We start from the raw sequence: 25,573 nt of genomic DNA, 5'->3' as shown, positions 1-25,573 counted from the left end.
GCGCTGTAAAAGGTATTGATTTTATGCACGAATATTTGTACTTTTCGCCGAGATCATCTGTCTTGGACCGTTATACTTGCGACGGCGTCCCGACCAGACACTGCCTGCCCCAAGCAGGAACGTCGGTATGCCTGCAGCAACGAAGCTGAGCGCCCATTCACGGAAACCGAGCGGAACCGTCTTGAAGATCGGCTGCAGACTCTCGATATACATGACCCCGAGCAGCAGGAGTACGGATGATAGTACAGCTACGACAAGATAACGGTTCTGTAGGATGTTGCGATGGAAAATCGAACGTGAACTCCGGCAGTCGAACACATGAATCAGCTGGGCCATGACCAATGTTGCGAAAGCAACTGACTGCGCCTTGGCTAGCTGAGCTGGGTCATCCGGTGCGCTATGCAACGTGATCCAGAAGGCCCCGAGCGTACAGAAGCCGATCAACAATCCGCGGCTAATAATTTTCCAGCCTAGTCTACGTGCAAAAATATTCTCTTTCGCTCCGCGCGGCTTGTGTTCCATTAAATCTTTCTCCGGTTGGTCTACACCAAGCGCCATCGCTGGCAAACCGTCTGTAACGAGATTAACCCACAAGATCTGAATCGGCAGTAGCGGTAGCGGCAGCCCGGCCAACATGGCGAAGAACATCGTTAATATCTCACCGACATTGGAAGCGAGTAAGTAGCGGATGAACTTGCGGATGTTCTCGTAAATATTCCGTCCTTCCTCAATCGCCGCCACGATGGAGGAGAAGTTGTCATCACTGAGTATTAGGGAAGAGGCCTCCTTAGATACATCAGTGCCGGTAATACCCATTGCGATTCCAATATCCGCCGCCTTAATCGCCGGGGCATCGTTGACGCCATCGCCAGTCATGGCTACGACATGGCCTTTACGCTGCAGCGACTTGACAATCCGCAGCTTGTGTTCCGGTGCAACACGGGAGTAGACATAGATCTGATCAATTTGAAGATCCAGCTCCTCATCACTGATGGCAGCCAACTGATTGCCGGACATGGTGCGTCCACCCCTCGGAATAATGCCGAGTTCGGCGGCAATCGCTTCAGCTGTCAGACCGTGGTCGCCTGTAATCATCACTGTCTTGATACCAGCACGGCGGCAGACAGATATCGCCTCCCGTGCCTCACGGCGCGGCGGATCGATCATCCCGGCCAGTCCGATGAATATTAATTGAGACTCGACATCCGCTTCTGACTCGACCGCATCATCATGTCTCAAGTCGCGGTATGCCAGTCCGAGTACACGCAACGCGTTCCGCGCCATTCCCTCGTTAGCAGCCTGGACCTTCTGACGGAAGGTCCCGGTGAAGGGAACCACCTTGCCGTCCCACAATATATAGGAGCATTTCTCCAGCAGCATATCCGGCGCTCCCTTGACGAGCGCCATTTTTCCGCCCTGGTGGGATACGATAACAGACATTCGCTTGCGGTCAGAATCAAATGGCAATTCCTTCTCGCGTGTATATATGCTGCCGAGCGCGCTTGGAGATAAGCCCATCTTCGCTGCCAGCGTAACGAGCGCTCCTTCGGTCGGATCCCCCTTCAGCTTCCACCGTGAAGCAGCGGTCTCCTCCCGTTCCTTCCCCTTGCGCTTCGCTTGCTGGTCGCCGTCTTCCTCATGGATCACGGCATTTCCACACAGCGAGCTGACCTGCAGCAGCCGGCGCAAGCTCTGATCTTTCTTAAGATCAACCGATCGTCCATGCTCCAATATCTGACCGACTGGCTCATAGCCGTCGCCTGTTACTTCCAGGGCTCGCCCTTCAAGCCACACATGGGTTACTGTCATTTTGTTCTGTGTTAACGTTCCTGTCTTATCCGAGCATATGACCGAAGCACAGCCCAATGTCTCAACGGAAGGAAGCTTGCGGACAATCGCCTTGCGCTTGATCATACGCTGTACGCCAAGTGCTAGCGCAATTGTGACGATCGCCGGCAGACCCTCGGGTATCGCCGCTACAGCCAAGCTCACCCCAGCTAAGAACATGGCCCCGGGCGGTTGTCCATGTAGAATACCGACGAGGACGACCAGTACCGTGAGCCCCAGCGAGAGATATATCAATATTTTGCCCAGCTGCTCAAGACGGCGCTGCAGCGGAGTCTCCTGGGAATCGGTATTTTGGATTAGATCTGCTATTTTACCCATCTCTGTATCCATGCCTGTACGAACGACGATTCCTCTGCCACTGCCACGGGTCACCATCGTACCCATAAAGCCCAGGTTCTTCTGGTCGCCCAGCGGCACCTCCGCCTCGCGGAGCACCCCGGCATGCTTGCCAACGGGATGGGATTCCCCAGTCAATGCGGACTCCTCGACATCCATACTGCTTACAGACAGCCAGCGAACGTCTGCCGGAATCCGATCTCCACTCTCAACGATTACGATATCGCCGGGAACAAGCTCCTTGGCCGGAATATGCTCGATGGTCCCGTCACGAAGAACCTTCGCGTGGGGAGCAGACAACTGCTTCAAGGCTCGCAGTGAACGCTCAGCTCGGAATTCCTGAATGAACCCGAGCACACCGTTCAGGATTACAATGGCAATAATCGTAATGGCGTCCAAATATTCGCCTAGAATTCCCGATATGAGCGTAGCTCCCATTAATACGAGCATCATGAAATCTTTAAACTGGTTCAGGAACAGCAGCAGCGGAGATACCCGCTTGCCCTCCGACAATTCGTTCCAGCCGTTCTCTTCCCGTCTCCTCTGCGCCTCATCCCGGGTCAGGCCCTGTTCGCGCTTCACGTTCAACAGCTCCAGAAGCTCTTCCCCATTCCACTGGTGCCAGTTTTTTTGTTCCATTCTCCTTTTTTCCCCTCCCGTATTTAGTGCGATAACAGCGTGAGGCTTTTCCACCTAGGGTAAATGTATTCCGGCCAGTCCCAAATTATCACAGAAGAAGCTCTTAAGTTTTTGCTGCAGTTATGGCATCATAGAGAGGAGCAAGAAATTGAAGAAATAAGGATATGTTCAGAAAAGTCGATTTTTCAGCGTTGAACGTATCCGTCTAACGAAACTACGGATCGCTATTTCCGCAAAAACAGCGGCAAATAAAATCTAACGAAACACCATATCGTTATTCTGGGAAAATTCAGACGTTAAGCCCTTAATTTGCTTCAATAACGATACCCTGTTTCGTTAAAATTTTTGACAGCCCTTTTGGGCTCAAATAGCGATACCCTGTTTCGTTAGAGGAAGGCCCGGCTGGATTCAAGATTCGATGTCGAATATACTTCTTAGAGTTACACCGGGGATCAAAAGTGACTTTTTGAACTACCTATTTAGATGAATGTTCAAAAAGTCAGTTTTCAGCACCAAGAAGGTTGGATGAAGCTAGGGCATGAGGAGCGGAGCATACGTAGTTTGTACGTGCGCACCTGAGATGTTTCTGGAGGAAACATGACTTCGTAAGCATCTACTTAGTCCCGGCTGAATTCAAGATTCGATGTCGAATATACTCCTTAGAGTTACCTCGGGATCAAAAGTGACTTTTTGAACTACCTATTTAGATGAATGTTCAAAAAGTCAGTTTTCAGCACCAAGAAGGTTGGATGAAGCTAGGGCATGAGGAGCGGAGCGTACGTAGTTTGTACGTGAGCACCGGAAGGCCCGGCTGAATTCAAGATTCGATGGCGAGTACTCTTCCCTGAGTTACCTCGGGATCAAAAGTGACTTTTTGAACTACCTTATTAGACAGGAGATTACATGGTATGGCACTTGACGGAATCGTAACGCACTCCATCGTTCACGAACTACAGATTTGTGTAGGTGGACGCATCAATAAAATACATCAGCCTACGGATAACGACATTATTATTCAATTGCGCTCAAGAGGAGGCAACCGGCGCCTGCTGCTCTCGGCCAACCCGACATATCCCCGGGTGCAAATGACCGAGCAATCCTTCCCCAATCCGCTGGAAGCTCCGATGTTCTGCATGCTACTACGCAAGCATTGTGAGAGCGGCGTCATCGAAGCCGTTACCCAGCAAGAAATGGAACGGATAATCCATATCGACATTCGGCAACGCGATGAGCTTGGGGATGAATCCTTGAAGCGCATCATCATTGAATTAATGGGACGGCACAGCAACATTATTCTGCTCGATCCCGCATCGGGAACACAGCTGGACGGAATTCACCATGTAACCCCGGCAATCAGCAGCTACCGGATCGTCATGCCCGGATTCGCTTATACAGAGCCTCCGCAGCAGAATAAGCTGCATCCGCTTGAGATTGTGAAGGAGCAATTCATGGATGCCTATCAGCAGGCTGAGATCGGGACCTCGGATAAGAGCTGGCTTGTATCCACCTTTAGTGGACTTAGCCCACTTATCGCTGAGGAGATATGTCTGAGGGCAAGCAAGGCAGAGGAAGACTCTGCAGGAGTAGCCGCAGATAACAATGCTTCTCACGAGATGACAATGGGTAAAGCGACTGCACTCTGGAGCTCTTTCGCCGACCTGATGGCGCAAATTCGCGAGCATCACTATGAACCGGTTACCGGCGAGAATGCCAAAGGGAAGAGTGTATTCTCTGCCGTGAAGCTCACGCTGATCCAGAGTAATCTGCGCACCTATGATTCCATTAGCGACTGCATGGAAGAATACTACGGCGACAAGGCGTTAAGAGATACGGTGAAGCAGAAGACCAGCGATCTGCTGCGCTTCCTGCACAATGAACTAAGCAAAAATATTAAGAAAATGTCCAAGCTGGAAGAGGACTTGGCCGAAGCCGGAGATGCCGAACAATACCGCGTTAGGGGCGAGTTGCTGTTCTCCTCCCTGCACCTGATGCATAAGGGAGACAAAGCCGTAGAATTGATCAACTACTACGATGAGAACCAGGCAACCGTGACGATTGATCTCGATCCACTGCTGACGCCATCGGAGAATGCCCAGCGTTATTTTAAGAAATATAATAAATACAAGAACAGTCTGACGGTCATCGATGAACAAATGAAGATTACCCGCGAGGAGATCAGCTATATGGAGCAGCTGCTACAGCAGCTCTCCCACGCGACACTCGACGATATTGACGAAATTCGCGAAGAGCTGGTACAGCAAGGATATCTGCGCGATCGGAGCAAGAAGATGAAAAAGAAGAAGAAAAACGACAAGCCGACACTGCATGTCTATACTTCTTCCGAAGGAATTGAAATCTACGTAGGCAAGAACAATCTGCAGAATGACTACGTAACGAACCGGGTCGGCAATGCGAACGATACATGGCTGCATACGAAGGATATCCCCGGCTCGCACGTGCTGATCCGCAGTAACTCCTACGGTGAAGCGACGCTTAACGAAGCGGCGCAATTATCTGCATACTACAGCCAGGCTAAGCAATCCAGCAGTGTACCGGTCGACTACACGCTGATCCGCCATGTTCGCAAGCCAAGCGGGGCTAAGCCAGGATTTGTGATCTATGATCATCAGAAGACTCTGTTCGTTACTCCGGATGAGCACATGATCAAGAAGATGCCTAATGTGGTGAGAAATTAACCTGCTAGTTTCCTTTCGAATTTACAATTAGCCCAGCGAGCCCAAGTAAAATAAGTGCATAAAACACACTTAAAAACGTAAAAAAGCAGATCATATATTTACAACTACATCGCCACTGACAGAGACTGCCAATCATTTAACTGTACTTTCTGCAATTAAACTACACTGAGGCGTACACAAGAAGAGGACCCTCAATAGAGAGTCCTCTTCTTATATTATTTAATCCAGATTAGTCCAGCTTCTTCTCGTTAGCCTCGATTTGTTTGTTTCTCTCTTCCACCAATTTATCATAGCCATTATCCTGACGATATTTAATGAATTCATCCATCGCCTTTAAGACGATCTCCTTCTCGAAGCCGACCGGATCGGTCTGCTTCGATCAGAACTGTTGATCCTCGATAATTTCTACGAATTTCTTGGCAGCAATCGATAAAGGCACACCTTTTAATGAACATACCCCGATACTTCTGCGAGGAATCACTTCGCTTAACGGCACCTCATACAGGATCCCCTTCTTCAAGTACTCTTGGGAGAATTCCTTCGTCACACAGGCGATTCCTAGATTGATCCTGGCGAATTCAAGCAGAAGGTCATGGGAACCAAGTTCAAACTCCGGGGCAATCTGAATCCCCTTAGACCGAATGTACTCCTCCACATATCGTCTGGAATTGGAATTTTTCTCAAGCAATATCAACGGCTGCTTTACAACTTCCTCCAGGCTCACCGGACCGGACAGAAGCTGCCGATACTTCTCCCCACACACAAATATATCATGGATGTTGAAGCAAGGCCGGAGCTCCAGCGTTGAATCCGCAAGCGGAAAGTTGCAGACCGCGATATCAACCTCGCCAGATTTTAAGATCGAGCATAGCTCCTGAGTTGTCCCGTTCACAATTTTAAATTTAATATTGGGATATTGACTATGAAAAGTCTCCAGCTTCGGAAGCAGAAAATAACGGGAGATCGTGTCCCCGACACCAACCTTCAATTCGCCTATCGTCAAATTCTTGAAATCCTGGATTTTCTCTTCCCCGGCCTGAATCAAATTGATCGCCGAGTTCACATATTCAAACAGCAGACTGCCCTCATTAGTTAAAGACACCCCTTTGGGCGTTCTATTGAACAAGCGAATGTCTAACTCGCTCTCTAATTGCATAATCGCCTGGCTAACCGCCGGCTGTGTCATGTACAAATCTCTGGCTGCTTTTGAGAAACTCTCGCTTTTTCCGACTTTGCAAAATATTTTATATAAATCCAGCTTGCTCGACATATAACCATCCCTTATACCCGACATTCGATATATTAATTTTACTTATATCACTATTACATTGTATATTACAAGTGTAGGTTCAAAAAGATTGCGAATTTTTGAACAACCTCTACATATAGAGGACATCACTATATGAGCTGAATATGGGATTCAACTTATAGTGCAAGTTCAAAAAGTCCGGTTTTCAGCACCGAGAAGGTTGGATGAAGCTAGGGTCTGAGGAGCGGAGCGTACGTAGTGGGTACGTGAGCACCGGAAGGCCCGGGTGAATTCAAGATTCGATGCCGGGTAAGCTTCCTGATTTATTTCGTGATCAAAAGAGGACTTTTTGAACTACTTCTAATATAGCTTACAAGGAGCGATACTATTGGAAAGAGTAGTAGGAACTGTGGTTAGAGGACTGCGCTGCCCGATCATCAATCAGGGAGACAGCATTGAAGATATCGTCGTGGACAGCGTACTGAAGGCTTCCGAAATCGAAGGCTTTGACATTAGCGATAAAGATATCGTGACGATCACTGAATCGATTGTAGCGCGTGCCCAAGGCAATTATGCGACAATCGATCATATCGCGAAGGACGTTAACGCTAAATTTGGAGATGATACGATCGGAGTTATCTTCCCCATTCTAAGCCGTAATCGCTTTGCCATCTGTCTACGGGGCATTGCCAAAGGCGCCAAGAAAGTCGTATTGATGCTTAGCTACCCTTCTGACGAAGTGGGCAATCACCTGGTCGATCTGGACCTGCTCGATGAAAAAGGAGTCAATCCATGGACGGATGTTCTAACCGAACAGCAATTCCGCGAACATTTCGGATATAACAAGCATACATTTACCGGTGTGGATTACATCGACTATTATAAATCGCTGATTGAAGAATACGGCATTGAATGTGAAGTTGTCTTCTCGAATAATCCGAAGACGATTCTGAATTACACGAAGAGCGTCTTGACTTGCGATATTCACACAAGATTTAGAACGAAGCGGATCCTAAAAGCAAATGGTGCTGAGAAAGTCTTCAGCCTGGACAATATCCTAGCAGAATCTGTGGACGGCAGCGGGTTTAATGAGTCTTACGGCTTGCTTGGCTCCAATAAATCCACCGAGAGCAGCGTGAAGCTTTTCCCGCGTAACTGTCAGCCCATTGTAGATAAGATTCAATCCGTACTCAAAGACAAGACCGGGAAACAGGTAGAGGTTATGGTCTATGGAGACGGTGCCTTTAAAGATCCTGTAGGCAAGATCTGGGAGCTTGCCGATCCGGTTGTATCCCCAGCTTACACTGCGGGTCTGGACGGAACGCCGAACGAAGTTAAATTGAAGTACTTGGCCGATAATAACTTCTCTCATCTGAGAGGGGAAGAACTGCAGCAAGCGATCGCCGAGTACATTAACAATAAAGAATCCGATCTTGTTGGAGCCATGGAATCGCAAGGCACCACGCCAAGAAAGCTTACCGACCTGATCGGTTCCCTGTCCGACCTGACCTCAGGCAGCGGCGACAAAGGTACGCCTGTCATCTATATTCAAGGCTATTTCGACAATTACACGAAATAATAAACGGAACCGTCCGGTGTTTATACGCCGGACGGTTCTTTTGTGCAATAGACCATTCAGAGCTTCAGAAATCCTGCCGATATGGGGCTAAGCTACTCTCCAGTAATTCCCCCACAAGCTCCCGTAATTCTTTTGGCTGGACAACCTCCGCTTCGGGACCGTAAGCGAGCAGCCTACGAGCCATGAACGGGAATTCCTCCGGTGGAACCGATCCCCTCCACTCATAATCCTTCATCAACTTGAAAAGAATATCTGATTGGGCCAGCCTTGCCCCGAAATCGGTAAACCGCACCGTCACTTCTATCTTCTCCCTATCATCGGTTGAGATTAGCCATTCCTTCAGTGTTGGGACAGAAGTATCCGTTTGGTGGAGGATTGCCAAGCTCTGCATTCGGTCAAGCCGGTATAACAGCACCCGCTCACGCTTCTGAGCCGGCATATACCAGTAGCCATGCTCGTAATAAATGCCAATTGGGTAAACCTCTATTTCCTTCAGCCCGCTGCGTGATGCGTAAGTGAATTTAATCTGTTTTTTCTCCATAGCCGCATGGATGATCTGTGTTGTCAGGGCTTCCGGTTGCTTGGAGTGATTTTGTAAAAAAGCAATATGCTGACTCATTCTGGTAATCCGATCCTGGACATCACTTGGCAAGCTGGAGAAATAGTGATCAGACAGCTGTTCGCGAATGGAACCGTAAGGAAAGTCAGGAACCTGCTGCAAATATTCCATCATCATGAACAGGCCGAACGCTTCATGCTCGGTAAGCTGCAAAGGTGGCAAAATCCGGTTCGGCAGAACCCGATAGCCGCCGTTGGCACCCACCTCGGTGTATAAGGGAAAGCCCAGTTGCTGTAAATAATCGAGATCCCGCTGAATGGTTCGGACTGATACGTCAAATCGTTCAGCCAGTTCACGAGCTGTAAATTTCTTTCTGGCGTCCAATAGACGCATAATCATTAGTCTGCGTTGATTCATTCGCCTCACCTAATTACGTCAAGTTTTGTCATAATTATAATGTAACATAGTCCATAGAAAGGAGCGATAGCAAATGAAAAACAATAAAGTCGTGTTATACATCGCGGTGAGCTTGGATGGTTATATTGCCAGAAATGACGGTGCCGTCGATTGGCTGTTTGATGTGGAAGGAGACGGAGGTGATAATGGGTATAACGAATTTTACAGTACAGTAGGTACGGTGGTAATGGGGCGGCTTACGTATGACGAAGTACTCAAGCTGTCCGATGAGTTCCCATATGCAGATAAACCATGTTATGTCCTGTCCAGGACGGAGCAACCTCCGGCCCCACACGTAACATTTACGAATGAGGCCTTAGACACTCTGATCCCACGCTTAAAAGCCGATTCGGAAGGCGATGTCTGGCTTGTCGGCGGCGGACAGCTTGTTGCGGCCTTCTTGGAAGCTGGTTTACTGGATGAACTCTATATTACCGTTACCCCAAAGATCCTCGGAGAAGGCATCCCGCTGTTTCCCCAGGGAACGGTCCCAAGCACTCTTCGTTTAAAGCATATAGAGCAAATGGGGCAATTTGTCTCGTTAATCTATACAGCCTAGGCAGCAGGTTCATAACAGAATCAAGATTGGGCTTGGGATTGGCGGTATAGCTCGCGGGTCTTGTAACCAGCCTGAAGGATCATCTTCATCTCCACGCGGCGCTTCGCCACCGTCTCTTCCTGTTTCGCACTGTAGACATAACGTGCCCAATCTTTACGGTATCCCGGAGTTAGCGAACGATAGAAGCTTAGCAGCTCCGGGGTATCCTTCAGGTCCTTTTCCACGTTAGGGATGAATGCGATGTAGTCGTCCACTCGCTGACTTGATTTTGCGGATGGGCTGCCCTTGCTCTTGCTCTTGTATTTTCCTTTAGCATCCTCTTTAAATCCAACGACGGTAAAGACGTCATCCAGCCCCACCATCCGGGCGAATTTTATCGTGCTTGTCCCGATATACCCCTCCTCATCACTGCCAAGGCTTGGGAACAGATCATCCCGATGAATGTATGTCGGATAGACCTTATTGCCTTTCTTGGGATAAGCAACAAAGAGATAACCTCCGCTACGGAGATTCTGATGTTCAATCACGTGGGTAACTAGTTCCTGCAGCGACTTCATTTCTAATACAAATGCGAATATAAGATCATATGATTGATCCTCAAGCACTGTATCATAACCGCTTAACTCCTCCAAATACTCCGTGTCTTCCGGTTTATTCAACACCGCAACCCGATCGTACTTATGCAGATTCAGCTTTTCTACAATGGATTTCGACATTCTACTTCCTCACTTTCTCCTACTTGTACAGTGTACATTCTATATTACCCTAAAATGAATGCTCCCCATAAACCGGGGAGCATTTGCATATGTTGGTATGCGTTATGTCGTTGGTATCAGGTCATTCAGAATAAATGATTCCACAACCTGAGCCACGCCATCATTCATATTCGTATCTGTGACATAATCGGCCAACTGCTTAATTTCCTTAGGCGCATTGCCCATAGCAACGCCTAGACCGGCAAATTCAAGCATCGCTACATCGTTATATCCATCGCCCATCGCGATCACTTCTGAGCGCTCAATTCCCAGCTGTTTGATCAAATGATTCAGGCTGGTTCCTTTATTGACACCATTCTCCGTGAACTCGAGAAAAAATGGCTTCGAACGCATCACGTTCAATTTTCCTGTCAGCTTGGCTTTCAGCTTCTCTTCAACCCGTACAAGCTTGTCCGGATCTTCAACCATTAGCACCTTCACAACCGGGACTTGAACGGCCTCGATGAAGCTTGGCACCTCAGCAATCTTCATTCCAGTAATTTGCGCTTCAATATGGGTATACTCATTCACCTGCTCCGTCACAATATCATCGCCGACATACGTTAGCGCTGATACGCCCTCTTGAATACTCATCTCATAAAGAGCGTGAGCTGTCTCTGGGGCCAGCGTGCTGCTGAATGGCTCCTCTCGCGTCTTCCAATTAATAATCTTCGCTCCGTTGAACGATAGAATATAGCTCCCGAACCGCTCCAGCTCCAATTCATCGGCCAGTGCCTTCATTGCATAAGTAGGTCTCCCCGATGCCAGTACAACCTTTACGCCTGCCTCCTGCGCAGCCATTAGCGCTTGCTTGTTGCGGGGCGAGATCGTCCCATCATCGCGAAGCAGAGTATCATCTAAATCTAGTACTATCATTTTATATGTCATCATACAGCCATCCTTTTATAGAGGTAGTTCAAATAAACTTGTGCCCATAACGAAACTTGGTATCGTTATTTGGACCAAAATGGGCGACCAAAATTTTTAACGAAACGGGGTATCGTTATTGAAGCCAATTAAAGATTCACAGGCTGGTTTTCTCCCAAATAACGATATGGTGTTTCGTTAGATTTCATTTGCCGCTATTTTTGAGGTAATAACGATCTATAGTTCCGTTAGAAGCAAAACATGTAGCTAATCACGTGAAGTCACGGCATATGGTTCTGATAGAGTAATAATCTCTACTATATCAGATATCACTGGCATTTACCCTCTCAATTGTTGGACAGCTTGCCTTAGTCGTTCCACCGTCTCCTCTGTAACGAAACGGCTGCCAAGATCGCCATGGAACACAACACCCTGCCTGACGCCATGATAGTCCGAGCCCCCAGTGGAAATCAGATGATATTCATTAGCGATCGCTAAATATCGTTGTTCCTCCGCGTGCCCATGGTCCGAGTGATATACCTCGATTCCGGCAGGCCTTCCAGCCTCAATAATTGTACGGACTAGCTCGTCATCCCCGTACAAGCCAGGATGGGCGATCACCGGAGCGCCGCCAGCTTCGCGAATCCATTCCATCGCCTGCTGCGGTGATATTCTTGGCTGAGCTGCATAGCCGGGTTTCCCTTCAGCCAAATACCGATCAAAGGCCTCGCGCATATCACGGACATAACCTTTGTGCACCAACGCATCTGCAATATGTGGGCGTCCCAAGCTCTCATCCGGGCGCAGGCTGCGACCTAGACCATCGATAACCTCTTGCAGCGTGATCGACAGGCCCAAGCCTTGAAGATTACGGATAATCTGCTCATTGCGGGCATCACGTGTTGCACGCAGTCCAGCCAACCTCTCCAGCAGAACGGAGTCCTCAACATTTAGATAGTAACCGAGCACATGAATATCTTTGCCTGCTGCCTGGGTGCTGATCTCCACACCCGGAATGATATGAACCCCTATCCGTTCTCCTTCTATCTGAGCCGCAGCGATTCCGGCCACGGTATCATGGTCAGTAACCGCTAGACCAGCCAGTCCTTTCTCCTTTGCTAACTTCACATTCTCTTCCGGCGTGTTCATCCCGTCCGATGCACGGCTATGAGTATGTAAATCATATCTAGATTCATTGGTCTCCTTCATTAAGGAAGCACATCCTCGCAAATATAATCTATATCCATTTCGGCCCGCATTTCCTCCTTCACCTAAGTTCTAAAGGAAATAGAGGGCGGCTAAATAAACGGAAAACAGCAGTTTTAGAAACTAGCCTCTACAGCCGCTGTCCATATTCTCTCAAAAAAGTGAGAAAAGTAACCGCCGGAACTGGCAGCAAAGCCGACTTCAAATGCACCGAGTAAAATTGCCGCTTAAACTCTGCATCTTCAATATTGACCACTTTCAGTAACCCGAGCGCTTGTTCATGCTTCACCGAGGAAGGGGAGATAATCGTAATGCCAATCCCTGCCTCCACGGCAGACTTTACCGCCCCTGTACTTCCCAGTTCCATCACGGACTCGATCCGATCCGGCTCAAAACCTCTATGCATTAGCTCCGATTCCATCACCTGACGTGTTCCCGAGCCCTTCTCCCTTAATACGAATGGATAACTGACTACTTCGTGGAGTGTCACCCGCTCCCGTCCTGCCAATGGGTGCTCTGCTGGCACGATCAGCTTCAGCTCATCCTCCATCACAGGGTCAAAGCTAAGATCCGGATGATGAATCGGTGCTTCTACTAATCCAAAATTCAATTGATGACCGACGATCTCATCGATGATTTGTGTCGTATTCATTACTTTGAGTGCAATCGAAATATGAGGATACTGGCTGGCAAAAGGACCTAGCAGCCTCGGAAGTACATATTCCCCGATCGTGAGACTGGCTCCCAGCTGCAGCCTGCCCTCCAACATAAAGTTAAGCCGGGACATCGCCTTCTCGGCATCCCGCATCAGTTCGATACTTCGCTTCGCATAAGGATACAGTGTCTGGCCTGCCTCTGTAAGTTCAACTCTCTTCGTGGAGCGCACCAGCAGCTTACTGCCGAAGTAATCTTCCAGCGATTGAATCTGCATCGTTACCGCGGGCTGTGTCATATGCAGCGCCTGGGCTGCCGCCGAGAAGCTCCCCCGTTCGGCGACGGTATAAAAAATATGTAGTTGATGAAAATTTAAAGCCACCGCTGATCCCCCCCTTTCCTACAATAGCATGGAGCACATAACAAAAAAAGGGCCGTCCCTGGGTAGTATTACTACCAATAGGATGGCTCCCACTAAATCTGTTCCGTAAGCGTATACAGTTGACCGTCTCCTGCGACATAAAACTTTATTTCCGCTTACGGCTATTCTTCATCAAGGTCATACGCCGCGAATGGCGAAGCCAGGAATAATACGATTTCAAATCACGAAGTTCAATCGTCTCCGACATCAAGCCAAGAAAGGTCACGATGATCATACGATGCAGCGGTCGACCCGCTAGATCGAATTCTCCGGTTAACTCACTGAATTCAGCGACCATGACGATGTCATCATCCACAAGATACACGTCTTCTTCTTTTCTATAATAAGGGGTTACCCGCCCTTGCTTTAGGCGTTCCCACAGCCAAAGAGCAATATCTTCATACCGGGCCTTGGTATCCTTAATACGATCCTCGTACCTGACCTTGGCATGATTGGTTATCACGATATCAGCGATTCTTTTATCGCCCAGAGGAACATGGAAAGCTTCATAGGTTCCCCACCGTTCTGTAGCCTTGTCTCTCATGCCGCACCTCGCATTGATAGGACTTTATAACTATGTATATTTGCCTATTATATTACATTATAACCTATAATTCTACAAGGCAGGTAACTGGATGAAATAAGAGAATAAGGTAAAAGGGTGTAGATCTTTCATACTATTATTGGTTTTTCTGAATTATTGACAAAATAAAAAACAGCGGCATGAACCTGCCGCTGCTTCTATAAATCTTCTATTTAGAACCACATTTCAGATCACATTCCAATCCTACAAGCCGTAGAATTGTGTCTTATCCGGAACATCTTTACTGTATTCCGTTTTAATCTCGTTACGATACGAGCGCTCGATTTTGCGCACATAAGGAAGACGGCGAATATTCTTGATTGTATCCTCGGCACGCTCCGCGTTAACATACATAACAACATAATGCATCCGCCGGGATAAGTAGTGCACGCTCCCGTATTTCTCTAAATTTCTAGCCGCCTTCAAATCGTTTACCCAAATAATGTAGCCTGTACGCTCCGGAAACATGCTTCCTCTCCTTTCGATTGATTCTATGCAGCCTGCCACACCGCTTCAAGCATGGCAACCTTCAATCGTTGCTTATTACAGCCGTTATCCGCAGCTGCATTTCCCGCCGCTCCCGCAACCGCATCCGGATGAAGGATTCGGATCATTGCTTGGCACCTTAATCGTATCAGAGACCGAATAGGCAATGATCTCAGACATTTGATACAGAATACCATCCAGCTCAGCTTCGGCCACCTTGAACTTACTTACTGCTTCCCACTGTTCCAGTTCAAGCTCCACCGCCTTAACCCGATCCTTTGCTTCATGATAGTTGGGGTGGAAATGTCCGAACCGCTGAGTCTCCTCGAACAGTTCTTTTTGTGCGTTCAGCTTCCGGACAAGAGCCTGAATCTCCGCACTTTCCTCTACACGTTGCTTCCAATATAAATAATCGGAGACGGCGGTAGAGTTATTTATCATATCGCCCAATTCATAGGCGTATGTTAGCACTTCGGCCATATCAACCGTAACTCGCTCTGTTACGCTCATGAATGATCAACTCGATTCTATGCAATTATGTGCCGCCAAGTCATTTCATCCGCACTACTGCGATTTCCTTCATTGACTATAGTCGACGAAATAATCATATCATACTCTCTACCTGAGCGAAAAGGGTCTTATATTTTCGGTAGAAGAATTCGCATCTCTTCCCATTGCTCCGGCCCAAGAGAAACTTGGCGCAGTGCCGTTTTCAAGTCCTTCCCATTCATATCTGGATTCATGAGAAGACCATGAATATGCCAATTCTCATCTCCCTCCAGCCGCTCGGGAATCAATTCCACCAGCTGCTCGTCCATTCGCAGTATGATCTTCGTATCCCATTCTAGAGCCTGCTGGGCGATCTTCCGCGCAGTAGAAGGATGGTATTTCCTTAATTCCTTCAACCACACTCCGGGAATATCCTGCATTCCCGGGAACAATTGATCACGCTTTGGTATTGATATGTCCCGTTCATAGAATTGGTAATCGCGGCCATTGTATATCCAGGCTGGTTGGTCGGCTAAATCTCGATTAGGAGCAGCTTCTTGCTTCGCTATCTCCGCAGCGGTCTCCAGCCGTATATATTGCAGCTGCGGTGATTGGCCAAGGCCCGGTCTAGGCGGTGCTAGACTTAGTTCCTCTAGCACTTTCTCCACCTTATTCCGTTGATTCGGATCTACGATGAAGGCGAGCGGACCGATTGGTTCCAACACCCCCATCAGCTCCAGATGAGCTGCGATCCTGCCAGCCGCCTCCTCGTCCTTGCAGCGAAGCAGCTGAACCTCGGCAAGAGAAGTCCGGCCCATCTCTTTGGCCCATTGCTTCAACGACAGAAGGACATTATCAGGAATGCCAGCCGAGCCATTGTGCAGGAAATCAATTGCTTCCTCGACCGTTCTTCCTTGCTGCGTGGCGGCAGCTATGCTGGTCCGGCTAAGCCGATAAATAGACATGACATCCATCGTTACGTTCTCGCAGTACAGCTCAAGCTCCCAACGTACCCGGAAGGAAACCTCCGGCGGTACGATAATCTCAAAATCCGGCTGAATATAGAAAAGTTCCTCGGCGCCAAGTTGGGACTCGCTATTCTGGTGGGAAAATGGCTTCACACTCCAGCGAAATACAAGCTCTCCTTCCCTGTTCTCGCCAAGATCCAGCCAGCCCAATCCGCTGAGTGCCTCCAGCCAGCTTCTCATCCATAGCTGCTTATCCTCCGGCAACTCACCGGGGAGCATTCTCTGCTCTGTTAGTGATACGCAAACTTCCTGTAAAGAATACCATTGTCCCTCTACCAGATCAGCTGCGATCAGCCGGAAGGCGAAATGCGACAGAGTAACATCATCAGGCACATAGCGAAGCAATACCTCATGAAGCAGCATATCATTCATCTGCTGTGCAGAACGGCTTAACCAGACGGACAACTCATGAGCATTCAGGCTCCAGGAACCCCGCTCCTTGCGGATCACCCCCAGCACTAGCAGCATATCGAGCAGAACGGCGGCACGAGCCGGATATGCTTCCTGATGGGGGTAGCGTAAATCAAGCCCTACGAGATCCTTCTCCGCGAGCTCGATTTGCTCCAACCATTTATTCAGCGATTTCTGGTGAATTGTTCCTTTTGCCGTAAGCGGCAGCCCATGATGAGCGATCCAACTCAGGCTGCGGAACAAATCTGACACAAGACCACGCTTGGCAGCCTGCACCAAAGTGATATTACCAGGTACCATCCGAGCAGAATCAAGGCTACTCCAATGGCTCCAGTAGTTAAATAATACATCCCCTGGAATATAGTAAAGCCTGTCTCCCCAGGACTTTTTGACGGCGGCAACCTGCCCCTTAAGAAGCATATCTGGCAAAGCTGCCCGCAGCTCAGCCCCGCTTATTCTATCCACAGCCGCTGTGTTCAATTTGCTCAATGTGAACGGAGAACCGGCAAATTTCCGAATTATTGCTTCGATCATGCTTCCGATACCCCCTCGATGCTTCCGGAGCCAACGGACTCGATATGATTGTCCCCTCGTTCCATCATGATCGCATATTCATATCCTTGTTCGATGAGGAACAACTGTCTGCGCGCGGCAAATTCCTGTTCACGAGTTCCATCCGAGACGAGTGTGTAGAAATACGCGGTCTCCCCGTCCTCCTTCGGACGCAAAATTCTGCCAAGCCGCTGCGCTTCCTCCTGTCTGGAGCCGAAGCTACCCGAGATTTGAATGGCTACTGCAGCGTCCGGCAGGTCGATAGCAAAATTGGCTACCTTCGAAACAGCCAGTACCGAGATTTGTTTATTGCGAAAAGCTTGGAAGCATTTCTCTCGTTCATCTTGCGGCATCCTTCCGGTGATCAATGGGATATCCAGTTCATCTGCAACCTGGCGCAGTTGCTGCAAATACTGGCCGATGATCAAAATTTGCCGTCCAGCATGACGCTTTAACAGCTCCTTTAACACAGCAATTTTATGTGGATTCTCCGCTGCAATCCTGAACTTGTCCCGTGCTCCGGCAAGATGATAGCGTTCCTGAAGAGCGGGCGGCATCGCGGCCCTGATCTCCCGACATAGCACCGTAGCGATGTACCCGCGCTCCTCCATCTCTTTCCACGGTACTTCGTAGCGTTTGGGTCCGATCAAGGAGAAGACATCACGCTCTTGACCGTCCTCACGCACTAAGGTGGCAGTCAACCCCAGACGCCGGGTAGCCTGAATATCCGCTGTAGCGCGGAATACTGGCGCTGGCAGCAGATGTACCTCATCATAAATGATCAGGCCCCAATCCCGTTCATTGAACAGCCCCATATGCTTGAAGCCGTCTTCCTTCTTACTGCGATGCGTTAATATTTGATAGGTAGACACAGTAACTGCTCTAACCTGCTTCTTCTCCCCTGAATATTCACCGATCATGTCCGGCGTGAGCGTCGTCTTGCCCAGCAGTTCAGCGATCCATTGCCGTACCGAGGTTACGCTTGAGGTTAGAATCAAAGTCTCGCATTGGAACCGTTCCATAGAAGCAAGACCAATCACCGTCTTACCCGCCCCACAGGGCAGCACAAGCACGCCATTGCCCCCTGAGCCTTGCTCTTGATCCCGTGCAAATGCGGCGACGCTTTGCTCCTGATACGGCCTTAGCTTGAACTCAGCCCCATTCGAAGCAACATTTCTCAAGGCAAAAGAGAGCGATTGACCATCATGATACCCAACCTGATCGAGCACTGGATATCCCAAACGAGCCAATTCTTGTTTTACGCTGCCGCGATAGGCGGCCGGGAGCTTCATTCGCAGATCATCGATGCGAGCCAGTCCAAAGAACGACAAGCTGGGTTCCAGCTCCAACTGGCGAAGGATCTCTTCCTCCTCACCCTCCAGCCGTAGCATCCCCTTTTCGCCTTCGGCAGGGAGTAGCTTCAATTTTCCATACCTCGACACCGTCACCTGAATATCTGAGATCACGGCTGGAGGAAGCGCCCACCGAGATATCGACTCCAGAGTATTCACTATCTCTGCCGCAGTCTTCCCCCCGGCAGCCGCATTCCATAGCGATAGAGGAGTAATACGGTATGTATGATAATTAGCCGGACTCTTCACCAGCTCAGCAATCAGAATTAGTTGTGCCCGCGCTTCTTCAAAGCCGGGATGATTCTTCTCCAGCAATACCGTACCGTCCCTCTGTACAATACATGCTCCAGCTGTATTCAAGCGCTGCACCTTCCTTCATTATTTATTCTCACCCACCAGAAACTTTTCTCACTCCCAGTGACAATCTCCTAAGTAATAGCATCTCCAATCCCTCTGAAAAAAGACGAAACTGTTCATAACAACAACTATTATCATAACAAGAGATGAACTAACCTCCAAACGGTTTGTCATATATTGTATGTCAAAGTTTGTGAATAAAATCACTATCTCTATCCTTATCCTATATTACAATAAAGGGGATCTTAAAGAGCCAAATGCAAACGAAGGAGGGGATAACCGAAATGAAATGAGGCCGTGAAGAACTGATCTTCCACTTCTCATTTCAAGTTACACTCTCCTTTTTTATGCGCATCTTTAAGTTCTACTAGAAATAGAAAATGGAGGGGTTAAAATCATGCAGAAGAAAGCTGCAACAATCCTGATTCTCATGCTATCTTTCGTACTCGTCATCGCGGGCTGCGGAAGCGGGAACCAGAACAAGAAAGACAATCAAGGACAGAACGACACCAAAAAAGAAGAGGCCGCAGGCAATGAAGCTGTCTCAGGCGCATCGAAAACGACTTACACACCACTGGATCAGCTCCAGGACAAATACGATATCATCATTGTCGGTGCGGGCGGCGCGGGCATGTCTGCCGCACTTGAAGCCAAGAGCAAAGGCTTGAACCCTGTTATTTTTGAGAAAATGCCGGTTGCCGGCGGGAATACGCTTAAGGCTTCTTCGGGTATGAACGCGTCTGAGACGAAGTTCCAGAAGGAACAAGGGATTGAAGACAGCAATGATTTATTTTATGAGGAAACTTTAAAAGGTGGTCATGGCACCAACAACAAAGAATTGCTTCGTTTCTTCGTGGACAATTCAGCCAGCGCAATCGATTGGTTGGATTCCATCGGAATTCGATTGAATAATATTACGATTACCGGCGGCATGGGTGAGAAACGCACACACCGTCCTGAAGATGGATCAGCGGTTGGACAATACGTTGCCAACGGACTGCTGAAGAATGTCCAAGAACAGGAAATTCCGCTGTTCGTTAATGCAAATGTGAAGGAAATTACTGAAAAAGACGGCAAAGTAAACGGCGTTAAAGTTCTCTTTGACGAAAAAGATGAGAAGACCATTACTGCGGACGCTGTCGTTGTAACGACCGGTGGCTATGGCTCCAATATGGATATGATCTCAAAGGTTCGCCCAGACTTGGAAGGCCTCGTTACTACGAACCAAGAAGGCAGCACTGGCGATGGCATTCAAATGATTGAAGAGCTCGGCGGTACTACCGTGGATATGGATCAAATCCAGGTTCACCCGACAGTACAGCAAGATAAATCGTATCTGATCGGGGAAGTGGTACGCGGTGAGGGCTCGATCCTCGTCTCGAACGAAGGCAAACGCTTTGTCAATGAACTGGATACACGTGATAAAGTAACAGCAGCCATTAACGAATTGGCCGATAAATCGGCTTACCTTGTATTCGATTCCGGCGTGAAATCCCGTGCGAAAGCGATTGATCAATATGAAAAGATGGGCTTTGTCATTGCTGGCGATTCGATCGAAGCTCTAGCTCAAGAAATGGGAGTACCAGCGGATCAATTGAAGACGACACTCGATACATGGAACAATGCCGTGAAGGACAAGAATGACGCTGAATTCGGCAGAACAACCGGTATGGATAATGACTTGTCCAAGGGACCGTTCTACGCGATCAAAATCGGCCCTGGAATTCACTACACCATGGGTGGTGTAAAGATCAATACCAACACCGAAGTTGTTAATAAAGACGGGGAACCAATCCCAGGCTTATTCGCAGCTGGGGAAGTTGTCGGCGGATTGCATGGCGAGAACCGGATCGGTGGTAACTCCGTTGCCGAAATCATTATTTTCGGCCGTCAAGCAGGTGTCAAATCGGCAGAATACGTTCAAGCACAATAAGAAATTAACAATATAGCATAGGGTTCGAAAATCAAAATTGATTTTCGAGCCCTTTTATTTATTCTTTGTGAAATCACCCATGGCATACTTTCACACTTCATGATAGTATAATATATCAAGATATTTGAATATATGAATTATTAAAGAGGTTGTTCAAAAAGATTTGGAAGGTGGGGGGAATTCTATGAATACCCAATTGCAAGCGTTCAAGGCTGAATTCTTCAAAGCGTTGGCCCATCCGCTTCGCATTCGTATTCTGGAGCTGCTATGTGAAGGAGAAAGAAGCGTTACCGAAATACAGACCTTGCTAGAAAGCGAAGGCTCGGCCGTATCCCAGCAGCTTAGTATTTTGCGGGCCAAAAATATCGTGGTCGGAGTCAAGCAAGGCAAGCAAGTCATGTATTCTCTAGTCGACCCTATGGTCGCCGATTTATTAGCGATTACCAAAGATATTTTCAACAATCATCTGATCCACATTATTTCCATTTACGAAGACCAGGATTGAACAATTTAAGAGGTAGTTCAAAAAGTCCGCTTTTGATCACGAAGTGAATCAAGAGGTATATCGACATCGAATCTTGAATTCAGCCGGGCCTTCCGGTGCTCACGTAGGTTTTGCCTACGCTACGCTCCTCAATCCCGAGCTTCATCCAACCTTCTCGGTGCTGAAAACCGGCCTTTTTGAACACGATCTATAAGAAAGAAGGCTCAGTTGTGAATACTCTGTTTACGGGTATTTTCAAGAAATACTCACTCAAGCAATTACAAAAAGACTTAATCGCCGGCATTGTTGTCGGCGTTATTGCGATTCCACTTGCTATGTCCTTCGCGATCGCATCTGGCGTGAAACCGGAGTACGGGATTTACACAGCTTGCATCGCCGGCATACTGATCTCTATATTCGGCGGCTCCAAGTTCCAGATCGGAGGGCCAACAGGTGCCTTCGTGCCGATCCTGCTCGGGATCGTCCTTACCTACGGTTATCAGAATTTGCTGATCGCCGGCATACTGGCTGGAATCATTTTATGTCTTATGGGTATATTCAAATTAGGGTCGTTAATCAAATTCATCCCGAGGCCTGTAACGGTCGGCTTCACCTCCGGAATCGCCGTTATTATCTTCACAGGCCAGATCGCCAACTTTCTGGGGCTTACCGATATCGAGAAACATGAGACCTTCATCGCGAATATGAAGGAAATTACTATCCATATTGATACGATAAATATGTACAGCGTGATTACGGCGGTGATCTGCCTGGCGATTCTGATCATTATGCCGCGTGTGATGCCCAGAATACCGGCACCTCTCGTCGGAATCATCGTATCCAGTCTAATTGCCGGGTGGCTATTCTCTGGCCGTATACCGACCATTGGGTCGACATTCGGAGTCATACCAAGTACATTGCCTAAATTCCAAATACCGTCCTTTAGTTGGGATACCCTTCAGCTCTTGATCGGTCCAGCCTTTGCGATTGCCATGCTGGGTGCTATTGAATCGCTATTATCTGCGGTAGTCGCTGATGGTATGACCAATACGAAGCACAATAGCAACCGTGAGCTGATCGGCCAAGGGATCGCCAACATCATTACCCCACTATTCGGTGGGATTCCTGCTACTGGCGCAATTGCCCGTACGGCAGCAAATGTGAAGAGTGGAGCAACCTCCAAGGTGTCCGGTGTGATTCATGGAATTTTTGTTCTTCTGACCCTCCTGCTCCTGGCCCCGCTTGCTTCGCGAATTCCATTAGCAAGTATGGCGCCAATCCTTATGATCGTTGCTTGGAATATGAGTGAGCGGGCTCACTTCAAGCATATTCTCAAGATGAAATCCGGGGACTCGCTGATTCTTGTCGTCACCTTCCTGCTTACCGTTCTTACAAGCCTGACCATCGCCGTCGAAGTCGGTCTTGGCCTTGCCCTGCTTCTATTCACCAAGAAAATGAGTGAAAGCGTGACGGTCAAAAAATCGCTGCCGAATCATCTCCGCGAGAAGCGCGAGAAGATCACCCAGCTATGGAATGAATCCAGCAGCAGTTCAACCATTAGTATATATACTGTGGAAGGTCCTTTATTTTTTGGGGCAGCTCAGGATTTCCACGAGACGGTCGCCAGCTATATTAAGCAACAGCCGAAATTTCTCATTTTGCGAATGGGCAATGTCCCCTTCATCGATACGACGGGCGAGGCTTATTTCCGCAGTATCATCCATCAATTCAGAGCTCAAGGGGGCAAGCTGCTGATCGCCGGACTGCCGCCTCATGTAAAAGAGACTTTGATCCATAACGGGCTGTATTATACGATCGGCGGAGAACATTTCTTTGAGCATGTGAACGAAGCAATTACCTTCTCACTAGAGAGATTGAAGCAAGACAAATTTGATAATTTACAATCCCTGCGCCTTTCCTGAGTGCGCGATCAGTTAAGCAATCATAATCTCTTGGTACTCCTTAAAGCGTCCGATATCCTCCATCAGAGGATATCGGACGCTTTTTCATATGTAAACCGCTGAATCTCAGAAGAATATCACATCACAGGAGCTTGAATGGGACGACATTTTTCATTTGGCGATTGTCTATCTGAATTGTTATACTGTTCACGCCCTCGCTTAAATATATATCTAATAGAGGATTTATGATCATTAATGATCCGGAGGTCTCCATATGTTCAAAAGAACGCTGGCCGCACTCATTCTCATCATGGGGCTGATCTACATCTTCGTGAGCTCTGCTCTTATTTTCAAGCTGACTCCGATGTGGCTGATTCTGCTGTACGCTTATTTGCACAGATCTCGGCTCGACAAGCGTTATGTCCTGCTTGTGATTACTGGGCTTTTCTTCTGCATGCTAGGAGATGGTCTGCTTAGCCATTTTGTCATCGGACTATCGGCCTTCCTGATTGGGCATCTGTTCTACACCGCCGCTTTCATCACGAAGTGGAAATTCTCCTGGATCCGATTATGTACGATTATTCCGTTTCTGATCTATGCGGGAATTATGGCGAACCAGCTGGTCCGAGCCATGCAGAACACCGACAACGAGGGGCTAATTATTCCCGTCATGATCTACTTGCTCATCATCCTGTCGATGGGGTGGTTCTCCATCATGAGCGGAAATATATGGTCTATGATTGGCAGTACGCTATTTATTATTTCGGATTCTATCCTAGCCTGGAACAAATTCGTCTCTGATGTTACCTACTCCGGTGTGTTGATTATGTTGACGTACTACACGGCTCAATTCTTAATAGCAAACAGTGTTGGCCAGAGGGGTCAGCGAACCGATGCTTCTAATACGAACAGCCTCGCCCGTTAAGGGCGAGGCTGTAATAGCAACACATTGTGTTGAACTAGATTAATGTTCATCCTGATAAGTCTCCGCCATGGAGACCATTAGGGCTGCGGCATGCAGCATAGCTCCTTCGTCAATATCAAACCTTGGATGATGATGCGGGTATATAATTCCTTTCTCTTCATTGCCGGCACCAACGAGCACGAAGCAGCCCGGGACAAGCTGTAAATAATAGGCGAAATCCTCTGCCGGCATGATTCGCACTGCGGTCTCTCCTTTTAATCCAGTCACCTTGCCGACTGACCGATTGAAGCGGCCAAATTCCGCTTCATCATTGACCAAGCTAGGATAGCCAGTTATATAGTGGATGTGAGCCTCAGTACCATAGGAATGGGTAATCCCCTCTACCAGAGCATAGATTCGTGCACGGATCACCTGTCTTGTAGACTCATCGAAGCATCTGGCTGTCCCGGATAGACGGCAGCGATCGGCAATAACGTTCTGTGCCGTTCCGCCTTGAATCGATCCGATGGTTACCACAGCCGGTTGTAGCGGATCTACTGAGCGGCTAACCACGCTCTGTAACTGCATCACAAGCGACGATCCAGCGACAACACTGTCCACCGCCTTATGTGGCATCCCCCCATGACCTCCGCGCCCTTGGATATCGATGATGAAGTCATCCACCGAAGCCATCATTGGCCCGGCAACGCTTGCTGCCGTACCGAGCGGCAGCGGTGTCCAGAGATGCACGCCATAGATCACATCAACGCCTTCCAGTGCCCCGGCTTCAATCATATCTACCGCTCCGCCGGGACAGGTCTCCTCAGCAGGCTGGAACAGGAGGCGGATCTCCCCGCGAAGCTCCTGCAGACGCTCACTATAATATTCAGCAACCGCCAGCAGCACTGAGGTATGCCCATCATGACCGCAGGCATGCATCACTCCTGGGACCTGGGAGGCATACTCGCACTCCTTCTCGTCCTGGATAGGCAGAGCGTCCATATCGGCACGAAGTGCGATCGTCATACCTGGTAAAGCGCCGCGCAGTCGGCCAACAAGCCCGTAACCCCCGCCTATTTCCGTGACCTCTATCCCAAGTTCCTTCAAAATACCTGCCACATATGTAGATGTCTCCTTCTCTTTGAACGACAACTCCGGATGGCGGTGCAGATGTCTTCTTCGCTCTACCATCGCTCCAAACAGCTTCTCCAAATCTCCCAGCTCCACCGAATCACTTCCTTATTGTAAGATATCAAAAAGTTATCCGTT

Annotated in this window: 20 protein-coding genes; 7 read left to right on the top strand and 13 right to left on the bottom strand. The window is 48.5% G+C overall.

Annotated features, from left to right (window positions below):
- Positions 1 to 21: 21 nt before the first annotated feature.
- Complete coding sequence (locus EI981_RS09300; protein WP_126997466.1) at positions 22 to 2,823, bottom strand: calcium-translocating P-type ATPase, SERCA-type; 2,802 nt, start codon at positions 2,821 to 2,823, stop codon at positions 22 to 24.
- A 908-nt stretch (positions 2,824 to 3,731) separates the two neighbouring features.
- Here EI981_RS09300 and EI981_RS09295 point away from each other — a divergent pair.
- Complete coding sequence (locus tag EI981_RS09295; RefSeq protein ID WP_126997464.1) at positions 3,732 to 5,519, top strand: Rqc2 family fibronectin-binding protein; 1,788 nt, start codon at positions 3,732 to 3,734, stop codon at positions 5,517 to 5,519.
- 379 nt (positions 5,520 to 5,898) lie between these two features.
- Here the strand turns inward: EI981_RS09295 and EI981_RS09290 are convergent, their stop codons facing one another.
- Positions 5,899 to 6,789: a LysR family transcriptional regulator gene (locus EI981_RS09290; RefSeq protein ID WP_126997462.1), complete on the bottom strand. Its 891-nt coding sequence runs from the start codon at positions 6,787 to 6,789 to the stop codon at positions 5,899 to 5,901.
- A gap of 367 nt (positions 6,790 to 7,156) precedes the next feature.
- Here EI981_RS09290 and EI981_RS09285 point away from each other — a divergent pair, with 367 nt between their 5' ends.
- Positions 7,157 to 8,347 carry a coenzyme F420-0:L-glutamate ligase gene (locus tag EI981_RS09285; protein ID WP_126997460.1) on the top strand — a complete coding sequence of 397 codons (1,191 nt, stop codon included), beginning with the start codon at positions 7,157 to 7,159 and terminating at the stop codon, positions 8,345 to 8,347.
- A 64-nt stretch (positions 8,348 to 8,411) separates the two neighbouring features.
- Here the strand turns inward: EI981_RS09285 and EI981_RS09280 are convergent, their stop codons facing one another.
- Complete coding sequence (locus EI981_RS09280; protein ID WP_126997458.1) at positions 8,412 to 9,323, bottom strand: helix-turn-helix transcriptional regulator; 912 nt, start codon at positions 9,321 to 9,323, stop codon at positions 8,412 to 8,414.
- 73 nt (positions 9,324 to 9,396) lie between these two features.
- Here EI981_RS09280 and EI981_RS09275 point away from each other — a divergent pair, with 73 nt between their 5' ends.
- Positions 9,397 to 9,921: a dihydrofolate reductase family protein gene (locus EI981_RS09275; RefSeq protein WP_126997456.1), complete on the top strand. Its 525-nt coding sequence runs from the start codon at positions 9,397 to 9,399 to the stop codon at positions 9,919 to 9,921.
- A gap of 20 nt (positions 9,922 to 9,941) precedes the next feature.
- On the opposite strand, the gene EI981_RS09270 is transcribed toward EI981_RS09275, so the two are convergent.
- From EI981_RS09270 to EI981_RS09230, 9 genes are all read right to left on the bottom strand, one after another.
- Positions 9,942 to 10,637 carry a YdeI/OmpD-associated family protein gene (locus EI981_RS09270; RefSeq protein WP_126997454.1) on the bottom strand — a complete coding sequence of 232 codons (696 nt, stop codon included), beginning with the start codon at positions 10,635 to 10,637 and terminating at the stop codon, positions 9,942 to 9,944.
- A 102-nt stretch (positions 10,638 to 10,739) separates the two neighbouring features.
- Entirely contained in the window at positions 10,740 to 11,564 is an 825-nt protein-coding gene (locus EI981_RS09265; RefSeq protein ID WP_127004511.1) for a Cof-type HAD-IIB family hydrolase, read from the bottom strand.
- Between the two features lie 318 nt (positions 11,565 to 11,882).
- A complete protein-coding gene (locus tag EI981_RS09260) occupies positions 11,883 to 12,752 on the bottom strand; it encodes a PHP domain-containing protein (protein WP_126997452.1) in 870 nt (289 codons plus the stop codon).
- 127 nt (positions 12,753 to 12,879) lie between these two features.
- The gene (locus tag EI981_RS09255; RefSeq protein ID WP_126997450.1) at positions 12,880 to 13,785 is read right to left on the bottom strand and encodes a selenium metabolism-associated LysR family transcriptional regulator; all 906 of its coding nucleotides are present in this window, start codon (positions 13,783 to 13,785) and stop codon (positions 12,880 to 12,882) included.
- Positions 13,786 to 13,930: 145 nt separating this feature from the next.
- The gene (locus EI981_RS09250) at positions 13,931 to 14,368 is read right to left on the bottom strand and encodes a hypothetical protein (protein WP_126997448.1); all 438 of its coding nucleotides are present in this window, start codon (positions 14,366 to 14,368) and stop codon (positions 13,931 to 13,933) included.
- Positions 14,369 to 14,611: 243 nt separating this feature from the next.
- Positions 14,612 to 14,875, bottom strand: a complete 264-nt coding sequence (locus tag EI981_RS09245) for a YlbG family protein (protein ID WP_068781941.1) — start codon at positions 14,873 to 14,875, stop codon at positions 14,612 to 14,614.
- Positions 14,876 to 14,959: 84 nt separating this feature from the next.
- Positions 14,960 to 15,403 (bottom strand): YlbF/YmcA family competence regulator, encoded by a 444-nt coding sequence (locus tag EI981_RS09240; RefSeq protein WP_126997446.1) that lies wholly within the window; start codon positions 15,401 to 15,403, stop codon positions 14,960 to 14,962.
- A gap of 128 nt (positions 15,404 to 15,531) precedes the next feature.
- Entirely contained in the window at positions 15,532 to 17,355 is a 1,824-nt protein-coding gene (locus EI981_RS09235; protein ID WP_126997444.1) for a helicase-associated domain-containing protein, read from the bottom strand.
- Complete coding sequence (locus EI981_RS09230; RefSeq protein WP_126997442.1) at positions 17,352 to 19,085, bottom strand: DNA repair helicase XPB; 1,734 nt, start codon at positions 19,083 to 19,085, stop codon at positions 17,352 to 17,354. The genes EI981_RS09235 and EI981_RS09230 overlap by 4 nt, the downstream gene beginning before the upstream one ends.
- Before the next feature lie 394 nt (positions 19,086 to 19,479).
- On the opposite strand from EI981_RS09230, the gene EI981_RS09225 reads away from it, so the two are divergent.
- From EI981_RS09225 to EI981_RS09210, 4 genes are all read left to right on the top strand, one after another.
- The gene (locus EI981_RS09225) at positions 19,480 to 21,015 is read left to right on the top strand and encodes a flavocytochrome c (protein WP_126997440.1); all 1,536 of its coding nucleotides are present in this window, start codon (positions 19,480 to 19,482) and stop codon (positions 21,013 to 21,015) included.
- A 184-nt stretch (positions 21,016 to 21,199) separates the two neighbouring features.
- Positions 21,200 to 21,520, top strand: coding sequence for an ArsR/SmtB family transcription factor (locus tag EI981_RS09220; RefSeq protein WP_126997438.1), 321 nt, complete (start codon positions 21,200 to 21,202; stop codon positions 21,518 to 21,520).
- 209 nt (positions 21,521 to 21,729) lie between these two features.
- On the top strand, positions 21,730 to 23,421 hold the full coding sequence (locus EI981_RS09215; protein WP_126997436.1) for a SulP family inorganic anion transporter: 1,692 nt from the start codon (positions 21,730 to 21,732) through the stop codon (positions 23,419 to 23,421).
- Positions 23,422 to 23,674: 253 nt separating this feature from the next.
- Positions 23,675 to 24,325: a lysoplasmalogenase gene (locus tag EI981_RS09210; protein WP_126997434.1), complete on the top strand. Its 651-nt coding sequence runs from the start codon at positions 23,675 to 23,677 to the stop codon at positions 24,323 to 24,325.
- A 39-nt stretch (positions 24,326 to 24,364) separates the two neighbouring features.
- On the opposite strand, the gene EI981_RS09205 is transcribed toward EI981_RS09210, so the two are convergent.
- Positions 24,365 to 25,531: an amidohydrolase gene (locus EI981_RS09205; RefSeq protein WP_418789046.1), complete on the bottom strand. Its 1,167-nt coding sequence runs from the start codon at positions 25,529 to 25,531 to the stop codon at positions 24,365 to 24,367.
- Positions 25,532 to 25,573: the final 42 nt, after the last annotated feature.

It is taken from the genome of Paenibacillus lutimineralis (assembly GCF_003991425.1).
Classification (GTDB): domain Bacteria; phylum Bacillota; class Bacilli; order Paenibacillales; family Paenibacillaceae; genus Fontibacillus; species Fontibacillus lutimineralis.
This window is presented reverse-complemented; position numbering and strand designations above follow the sequence as displayed.

Excerpts from the sequence above, each read along its gene's own strand:
- EI981_RS09300 (WP_126997466.1), bottom strand. The coding sequence starts at position 2,823 with ATGGAACAAAAAAACTGGCACCAGTGGAATGGGGAAGAGCTTCTGGAG.
- EI981_RS09295 (WP_126997464.1), top strand. The coding sequence starts at position 3,732 with ATGGCACTTGACGGAATCGTAACGCACTCCATCGTTCACGAACTACAG.
- EI981_RS09290 (WP_126997462.1), bottom strand. The coding sequence starts at position 6,789 with ATGTCGAGCAAGCTGGATTTATATAAAATATTTTGCAAAGTCGGAAAA.
- EI981_RS09280 (WP_126997458.1), bottom strand. The coding sequence starts at position 9,323 with ATGAATCAACGCAGACTAATGATTATGCGTCTATTGGACGCCAGAAAG.
- EI981_RS09275 (WP_126997456.1), top strand. The coding sequence starts at position 9,397 with ATGAAAAACAATAAAGTCGTGTTATACATCGCGGTGAGCTTGGATGGT.
- EI981_RS09270 (WP_126997454.1), bottom strand. The coding sequence starts at position 10,637 with ATGTCGAAATCCATTGTAGAAAAGCTGAATCTGCATAAGTACGATCGG.
- EI981_RS09265 (WP_127004511.1), bottom strand. The coding sequence starts at position 11,564 with ATGACATATAAAATGATAGTACTAGATTTAGATGATACTCTGCTTCGC.
- EI981_RS09260 (WP_126997452.1), bottom strand. The coding sequence starts at position 12,752 with ATGAAGGAGACCAATGAATCTAGATATGATTTACATACTCATAGCCGT.
- EI981_RS09250 (WP_126997448.1), bottom strand. The coding sequence starts at position 14,368 with ATGAGAGACAAGGCTACAGAACGGTGGGGAACCTATGAAGCTTTCCAT.
- EI981_RS09245 (WP_068781941.1), bottom strand. The coding sequence starts at position 14,875 with ATGTTTCCGGAGCGTACAGGCTACATTATTTGGGTAAACGATTTGAAG.
- EI981_RS09240 (WP_126997446.1), bottom strand. The coding sequence starts at position 15,403 with ATGAGCGTAACAGAGCGAGTTACGGTTGATATGGCCGAAGTGCTAACA.
- EI981_RS09235 (WP_126997444.1), bottom strand. The coding sequence starts at position 17,355 with ATGATCGAAGCAATAATTCGGAAATTTGCCGGTTCTCCGTTCACATTG.
- EI981_RS09225 (WP_126997440.1), top strand. The coding sequence starts at position 19,480 with ATGCAGAAGAAAGCTGCAACAATCCTGATTCTCATGCTATCTTTCGTA.
- EI981_RS09220 (WP_126997438.1), top strand. The coding sequence starts at position 21,200 with ATGAATACCCAATTGCAAGCGTTCAAGGCTGAATTCTTCAAAGCGTTG.
- EI981_RS09210 (WP_126997434.1), top strand. The coding sequence starts at position 23,675 with ATGTTCAAAAGAACGCTGGCCGCACTCATTCTCATCATGGGGCTGATC.